7 protein-coding genes are annotated in these 7587 nt (G+C 60.0%); 2 read left to right on the forward strand and 5 right to left on the reverse strand.

The genetic code is table 11. The features are described 5' to 3' along the window. The 4 genes from ACH2EH_RS25225 to ACH2EH_RS25240 form a co-directional block, all read right to left on the reverse strand. A partial coding sequence (locus tag ACH2EH_RS25225; RefSeq protein WP_395146181.1) for a M28 family peptidase occupies positions 1-440 on the reverse strand: 440 nt, incomplete at its 3' end. A 258-nt stretch (positions 441-698) separates the two neighbouring features. Next, positions 699-1568, reverse strand: a complete 870-nt coding sequence (locus ACH2EH_RS25230) for a DUF1559 domain-containing protein (RefSeq protein WP_395146182.1) — start codon at positions 1566-1568, stop codon at positions 699-701. Positions 1569-1730: 162 nt separating this feature from the next. Beyond that, on the reverse strand, positions 1731-2915 hold the full coding sequence (locus ACH2EH_RS25235; protein ID WP_395146183.1) for an ArnT family glycosyltransferase: 1185 nt from the start codon (positions 2913-2915) through the stop codon (positions 1731-1733). Beyond that, positions 2912-4105 (reverse strand): glycosyltransferase, encoded by a 1194-nt coding sequence (locus ACH2EH_RS25240; protein WP_395146184.1) that lies wholly within the window; start codon positions 4103-4105, stop codon positions 2912-2914. Before ACH2EH_RS25240 ends, ACH2EH_RS25235 begins: the two co-directional genes overlap by 4 nt. Before the next feature lie 120 nt (positions 4106-4225). On the opposite strand from ACH2EH_RS25240, the gene ACH2EH_RS25245 reads away from it, so the two are divergent. Together ACH2EH_RS25245 and ACH2EH_RS25250 are read left to right on the forward strand one after the other, a co-directional pair. After that, positions 4226-4918, forward strand: coding sequence for an RNA ligase family protein (locus tag ACH2EH_RS25245; RefSeq protein ID WP_395146186.1), 693 nt, complete (start codon positions 4226-4228; stop codon positions 4916-4918). A 161-nt stretch (positions 4919-5079) separates the two neighbouring features. Beyond that, a complete protein-coding gene (locus ACH2EH_RS25250; protein ID WP_395146187.1) occupies positions 5080-6168 on the forward strand; it encodes an AAA family ATPase in 1089 nt (362 codons plus the stop codon). Between the two features lie 20 nt (positions 6169-6188). Here the strand turns inward: ACH2EH_RS25250 and ACH2EH_RS25255 are convergent, their stop codons facing one another. Further along, positions 6189-7571, reverse strand: a complete 1383-nt coding sequence (locus ACH2EH_RS25255; protein WP_395146188.1) for a DUF1501 domain-containing protein — start codon at positions 7569-7571, stop codon at positions 6189-6191. Between the last annotated feature and the right edge of the window lie 16 nt (positions 7572-7587).

The raw sequence follows: 7587 nt of genomic DNA on the forward strand, positions 1-7587 counted from the left end.
CCGATCTCCTCGCAGATCGTGAGAAGAAGCTGGATGTCGCCGTGCGGCTCGCCGGATTCGTGAAGCTGGGTCATGGCCTCCAGGATCGGTGCCATGCCACACTTGTCATCGGCTCCGAGGATCGTGTCCGAGGCGGCGGTGATAATATCGCCGTCGAGGGCGATCTCCAGGCCGGGCGTGGGTTCCACGGTATCGAAGTGCGATGAGAAAAAGATTCCGGGAGCGCCTTCGACCGTGCCTTTTTTGAAGGCGATGAGGTTCCCAATGCTGCCAGGCTCGCCGGGGAGCCGCAGGTGGGCATCGTCGAACTCCACGGTAAAGCCAAGCTTCTCCAAATAGGTTGCAGCCCACTCAGAGACGGGTTTCTCGTGGCGCGAGGGGGTATTGAAGCGGACTAAAGTGAGGAAAGTGTCGAGGAGCCGGGGCTCATTAATGCTCATGAGCTGAAGTGTACCCAAAAAAAACGGCACGAGGAGAATTCCTCGTGCCACTTTGATCGTGCAGGCCTACTGCGGAACCATGCCCTTAGCCCCTTGTTGAGGGGCACTGCCCATAGGAGCGCCAGGCGCTACGGGTGGCGGTGGAGCCGGAGTTGGCCCCTCTTTCGGCTCCGCATTGCATCCAACAAGCAGCGGGAGGGTGAGCAGACAAAGGCAAAAAGCCACTTTAATTCGCATTTTCATTTTCCTTAAGTACATTTAGGGCTGGAAGTCCGGGCGGAAGAGCCAGGGGTGGAAACCATTTGTCCACAAGAAGCCAGGAATACCCTGTGCATTGTAGCCCGTGTAGGGATCAACATTGGCATTGGTATTGGCTGGGCTAAGTTGAGCACCAAGACGACGCCACTTCGCATGACCATCGGACATCACGAAGTTGGCTCCACTGTTATGGATCCAGATCGAGCCGTCAATTCCGAAGGCTCCGCCCGTTCCTCCATTTACCGCGCCTCCCCCAGCCACGTAGGTGCAGGGGAGTGCACCATTGGTGCAGGTCAACAAAGGATTCTGGAGAGTCCCCCCTAGCGTTGCTGCCTTACCACGTCCTTCCCAGATCATGGGAAGGCTGGAGACGGCTGCCACACCTGCCTGGGAGTAGCTGTTAAGCAAACCATTGTAGGTGTAGGAAGTAGCAACAGGGGCCCTACGAGGGGTTGCGTAGGTGAAGCGAGCAATGGTGCTACGAATCTCACTTGCGGATGGACAACGCAAAACCTGGTAGTTTTTAACATAAGGCTGAGTCGAGTTTGCCCAGACGAACTGGGAGCCAATCACCGCCGGGTGCGCTACATCGCTCGACCAGTCTGCTGGAATAAGATGCCAAAAATTCGTCAGCCATTGCCCGCCGATATTCGAGACGGACTGTGGAAACGTTTCATCGTAGTCCTGAATGTACATCATGGTTCCCAGGCCAAGCTGCTTCATGTTAGAGAGACAGGAGATAGCACGGGCTTTCTCACGAGCCTGTGCAAAGACAGGGAAAAGTATAGCGGCAAGAATCGCAATAATCGCGATCACGACAAGTAACTCGATCAGCGTGAAGCCACGCCGTCGTGGGTTAAGATAAGACATAATTACCCTCGATTGTTTAGATTTGTTTAGAATCATGAGTCGCTCCTAAGATAAGACAGTCTCACAAAACTAGACCTATAAAGTCTACCCCACTTCCAGGCAAGGGGGCAACTTTTTTTTCTCAAATTCCTGGTGAGAAAACTCACTCCATTTCCGCTAGCTTTAGCTGCCGGGCAGGTAGTACCAAAGACACCAGAGGTTCAGTGCGATCAGCGCTGCGACCAGCCCTTGCGCCGCTCGCTTGCGTTTTGTAGGAGGAAAGAGAGCGAGATAGCCATATCCGGTAATCGCCCCAAAAGGAGCCAGCATTACATAGAAATAACGCCCCTGTGCTGAATAATGGCGCCAATTAAAAATTAACACCATAGTACTGGTGGTGAGAAATAAGATTCCCCCTGCAATTAACCAAGCCCGCCTTGCACGAGAGCGCACTCGATGTCGTGCTCCCCAGAGTGTAGCGGTTTGCCAGAACAGAAGGCTAACAAACAGAGGCATCGGCAAATGTTCACGAAGCCCATTAAAGCTCCCCCAAAACGAGCGCCAGCACCACGATGCCACATAGAAAGCGTAGCGTGGTGGCCCCCACTCATGCTCCACTCGGTAGCGTTCGTAGCCGGGTTGCACTCGGTCCCAGAGCCGATCCGCCGCGCCTTTGCACAGAGCATCGCCACAGCGGCTGACATTGGCAAGAAACCACCAGCCCATGGCCGCGACGGTGGTCAGCAGCATCGCCTGAGTTACCTTTGCGGCTTTCTGGCTGCCGAAGCGCCATATCAGTCCCCCAAAAACAGCAGGAAATAGCCCCAGGCACGTCAGCTTGCTCGCCATGCCCACGGCGCACCAGAGTGCCAGCTCCCCCGCACGCCGCCGCCCACGGAGCGCTTCCGCCAGCGCTGCAAAAGACGCCGTGGCCGCCAGTGCCGCCAGGTTCTCATTGCTCATTCCCCCAGAGAGCGATGCCCGCATGGGCACGAGTGCCACGAGCCACGCCGCCAGCTCCCCCACCTGCCGCCCGTAGAGTGCGCGTGTCGCCCGAAACGTAAACCAGACAGTCAGTGCGCCCAGCAGTACCGAGAAGACGCGTACCGCCAGCGCCCCCCCCAGTTTCCAGAAAAGAGCCCCCAGCATGTGATAGAGCGGCGGATGAACCGAGACAGCGTAGTGAGAGTTGTAGGGAGGTAGGCTGGCGTGGGTGGCCCACCAGCGCACGGTCAGAACATGACTTATCTCATCGGGCTGCCAGTTTCCAAACGGACTGTCTAGGCCACGAACCAGCGGAACCCCCAAAGCCCAGGCAAGGCCAAGGAGCAGTGCAACGAGGGTTGGTAGCCCTCCCCCGCGCCTCACGTGGTGCCTCCGCCGTGGCGCTCTTGCTCGTTGGCGAGCCGCCAGTGGCGCTTGAAATAGTGCCAGCGCCGCAGATATTTCTGCTCCGTCTGGAAAATTCTCCCGACGAGCTTGGACTTATGAGGGCGCGTGACAGTCGCACTGCCCGAAATCGCTTTCTCCGGCATCCAGGCGGTAAAGACACTCTCGATGCCACTTAGCGTGCTCGCCTGGTGCTTCTCCAGCGCGGCAAAAGCCGCCCCGCCTGCCGCTTTGCGTGTCTCGGGATCACTCAGCCAGCTTGCAAGCGCCTCGGCCCACTCGGTATCCGTGCCGCAGAGCAGAGCGCCCTCAGTTTCAAGCAGCGCTGCCGAGCGCGCCGCGACGGTTGGAACGCCCACGGCGGCGGCCTCTAGGAACTTTATCTCGCTCTTGGCGTGGTTGAAAGATTGGGTCAGATCCAGCGGCGCAAGGTTGATATCCACTTGCGCAATCAGCCCTGGCAGCTCGCGCCAAGGCACATACGGATGCCGCCGAACGCGCCCGTTTTGTTCAAAGCGCCGCAGCGGCCCCGAAAGTGCCACGGTTCCCACCACCAGCAGTCGTGCCTGTGAAAAGCGCTCCAGTGCCGCCGCCAGTGGTAGCGCGATATCGGCAAGATCCGCATCGTGGGTCGGGGAGCCCGAGAGATAGCCCAGCGTGACTCTATCGTCCTGGCGTAATTTCAGGAACGCCTCGCGACGCTCACGAGCACTCTGTGAGAGCATAAGAAGCTCCGTGCCAAGGAAGTTGCGAAGAACGGGGCCGCGCCCTGCGGCAAGGAACTCCGTGCTGAAGAGCGCACCATCGGCATTTTGCAGCGTTTGGAGATTGGCCTCGGCCTCGCGCTTGCTGTGGCGGTAGCGCAAGGGATCGTCGGGGAAGAGAGTCCCCGTGTGGCGTGCGTGCTCCAAGTCAAAAATGAGATCGTCAGCGCTGTAGACGACTCTGGCACCGATGCGCCGGGCCGCCGCCGCGAACGCGCTCCCTGGCCCACCCCACGGCAGGCGGTGGAGCACCACAATGTCATGAGCCACACGCACCATGTCCTGGCCGGCAGAGACATGCTCCGCCGTGTGGCCCGCCGCAACCAGCGCCTCACACAGATGAACACAGCGGTAACGATTCGTGGCATCGTCGGCCTGGCTCGGGTAAACAAAGAGAATGTGCACGGCCCATTTTAGCGTACACAGCCGATAAAGCGATAGAGAACGCGCACGAGGCTCATTTATGAGTCTCGCCGTCACCCAGAGGGTACCCAGCGGGCCGCTTTAGCCGCCCAGGATCGTCAAATGAGAAAATACCCACGCACCCAGCACCTGGAAGGCAGCGGTCTGCAAAAAGGCGATGACCCGAGTCGGATGCCGTTTGCCTTGCTACGCGAGAAGTTTCTTGTGGTGGAGGAGAAGCTAGATGGGGCCAACACGGGAATCTCGTTTGACGAAAACGGGGCGCTTCAGCTCCAGTGCCGGGGGCACTACCTGACAGGGGGGGCCGGCGAGGCACAGTTCGCGCTCCTCAAGCCTTGGGCGCAGACCCATCAGCGCTGGCTCTGGGAGCACCTCGGCACCCGCTATATTCTCTACGGCGAGTGGCTCTACGCCTGCCACACGGTTTTCTACGACCAGCTCCCCCACTACTTCTTCGAGTTCGATATTTTAGACACGCACACGGATTGCTTCCTCTCGACAGCAAAGCGCCGCGAAATGCTTGCGGGTGGCCCCGTACTCTCCGTGCCCGTACTCAAAGAAGGTGTCTTTGCCAAGCTCACAGACATCACCAAGCTCGTCGGCCCCTCACTATATAAATCCGATGGCGGCGTCTCGGAGGGGCTCTATCTCAAGTGGGAAGAAAACGGTGAGGTAAAGGGCCGCTACAAGTGGGTGCGTGCCGGGTTTCTCCAGACAATTCTGGACTCGGGGACGCACTGGAAAGACCGTCCGCTCGTGCCAAACCAGCTCGCCGAGGGGGTGGATTTGTGGTAGGAACCCACCCGGCGGACCCACCCGGCTCCACTCGTTCCTCGCTACGCCACCCTCCCTCAGGGCAGGGAGGGTTAGGGAGGGTTTTCTCACCCCTTCCCGGGTACCCTCTGGGTGCTGAGGGGAGGGGCCGGGGGATGGGTTCGAAATGTGGAGGTGGATTTGTGGTAGCCGAGAGCGGTATAGACTGGAAATTAGTCGAGGTCATGCCATGGTGGAAGGCGATGATGTCCTGTCCGCAAGACCCCAAGCACCATGGCGAGGGTGATGTGGCACGACACACGCACTTAGTGGTCGCGGCGCTTCAGGCCGACCCGCGCTTCGCGGATCTGGAGGAGCCTGCCCGGCGGATTCTGCGGCTGGCGGCGCTCCTGCACGACTGCGGCAAGCCCGCCACGACCCGGTACGAGGAAAACGGGCGGATTAGCTCTAATGGCCACGCGCGGGTCGGGGCCTCTATTGCGCGGCGGCTGCTCTGGGAGCGTGGTGTAGACTTTGCGGAGCGCGAGGCGGTCTGCGCCCTGGTGCGCTGGCACATGCGCCCCGGCTATTGTTTAGACAGCGACGACCCCGAGCGCACAGCCATCACGATTGCCCAAAGTACCCGCTGTGACTGGCTGACACTTTTGGCTGAGGCGGACACGCGTGGCCGGATCGCGCCGGGCACCGACGATGCCCTGGTTCCGGTCGGACTCTTTGGCGAGCTTTGCAAGGAGCTTGGTGTGTGGGATGCGCCCTATGCGTTCTCTAATAGCCACAGCCGCTTTGTCTACTTCCGCACGCCGGGCCGCGACCCGCGCTACGCCGCCTACGATGATCTAAAAGGCACACTGACCCTGATGAGCGGCCTGCCGGGCGCGGGTAAGGACACCTACATCCAGCAGAACTTAGTGCACCTGCCTATTATCAGTCTGGATGTATTGCGCAAGGAGCTGGGAATCGCCCCGAGCGACCCGCAGGAAGCCGTCGCCATGGCGGCAATGGAGCGGGCACGGGTGTTTTTGCGCAAGAAACAAGACTTTGTCTGGAACGCCACCAACCTGCGCCACGAGCTACGAGCCCGCCCGCTTGGCCTCGCCGCCGACTACGGCTTTCGCGTCAAGATTGTCTACCGTGAAGTGCCGCACACGCAGCTTTTCACCCAGAATCGCAACCGTGCCACCGCCGTGCCGGAGAGCGTCCTGAACAAGTATCTTGACCGCTGGGAAGTGCCCACGGAAATCGAAGCACACACAGTGACGTACGTGCTCTAACGCCGCGAGCTTCATGGCTTTTACGCTAAAATGGGCTTGACAAGCTCCCCATAAACATCGGTGAGGCGGAAGTCGCGGCCCTGGTAGGGGTAGGTGAGGCGTTTGTGATCCACGCCCAGCAGGTGCAGGATCGTGGCGTGCAGATCATGAACACTCACGGGGTCTCGGGCAATGTTGTAGGAGAACTCATCGGTCTCGCCGATAGTGACGCCGTGCTTGACACCTGCTCCGGCCAGAAAGAGCGAGAAGCAGCGCGGGTGATGGTCGCGACCGTAGTTGTCCATTGAGAGCGCACCCTGGGAGTACACGGTGCGCCCAAACTCCCCGCCCCAGACAATCAGCGTATCGTCGAGCATCCCGCGCTGCTTGAGGTCTTTAATCAGCGCCGTCGTGGCCTGATCCGTGTCCTTGAGCTGGCCCTTGATAGCATTGGGGAGCCCGCCGTGGTGATCCCAGCCCATGTGGAAGAGCTGGATAAAGCGCACACCTTTCTCACAAAGCCGCCGGGCTAAGAGGCAGTTGTGGGCGTAGCTGCCAGGCCGACTCACATCCGGACCGTACATTTCGAGCGTGGCTTGCGACTCCTTGGTGAGATCGGCAAGCTCGGGCACCGATGCCTGCATCCGAAACGCCAGCTCGTACTGCGAGATGCGTGTGGCAACTTCCGGGTCGCCGGTCTGGCCGAGCTTGATTTTATTGAGTGCGCCCAGCTCATCAAGCATCTCGCGGCGCATGCCTCGATCCACGCCCGGCGGGTCGGAGAGATACAAAACGGGGTCGCCGGAGTTACGCAGCTTGACGCCCTGGTGCTGTGTCGGCAGAAACCCCGCGCCCCACAGCCTATCGTAGAGCGGCTGGTCGTCGGGGCGGCCACTACCCTTGCTGGTGAGCACCACATACGCGGGCATGTCTTTGTTGAGCGTCCCGAGGCCGTAGCTCAGCCACGAGCCGATACTGGGTCGCCCGGCAAGCTGCGAGCCCGTCTGGAAAAAAGTAATGGCCGGGTCGTGGTTGATCGCCTCGGTGTGCATTGAGCGGATGACGCACAATTCATCGGCCACTTCCGGCAGGTGCTTCCAGAGATCCGAGAGCTCCACGCCGCTCTGGCCGTGTTTCTTAAAGGCGTAGGGCGAAGGCGCGGTCGGAAAATTGGTCTGCCCGCTGGTCATGGTGGTTAGCCGCTGGCCCTTGCGCACCGACTCCGGGAGATTCTGCCCCCGGTATTTTTCCAGCGTCGGTTTATTGTCGAAGAGCTCAAACTGGCTGGGCGCACCGGACTGGAAGAGATAGATCACGCGCTTGACCTTGGGTGGGAGTGTTGCCGCCTGCGCCTCACCCTCCAGCAGACCCAGCGCCGCCAGCCCCAGCCCGGTCGCGCTCCTCAGAAACGTCCGACGGTTCAGCGCGTCCTGAACTCTA

Origin of the sequence: Armatimonas sp., from assembly GCF_043760365.1 — a bacterium.
GTDB lineage: Bacteria > Armatimonadota > Armatimonadia > Armatimonadales > Armatimonadaceae > Armatimonas.

Bases quoted from the DNA above. Each gene is read 5' to 3' on its own strand.
- ACH2EH_RS25230 (WP_395146182.1), bottom strand. From the start codon at position 1,568: ATGTCTTATCTTAACCCACGACGGCGTGGCTTCACGCTGATCGAGTTA.
- ACH2EH_RS25245 (WP_395146186.1), top strand. From the start codon at position 4,226: ATGAGAAAATACCCACGCACCCAGCACCTGGAAGGCAGCGGTCTGCAA.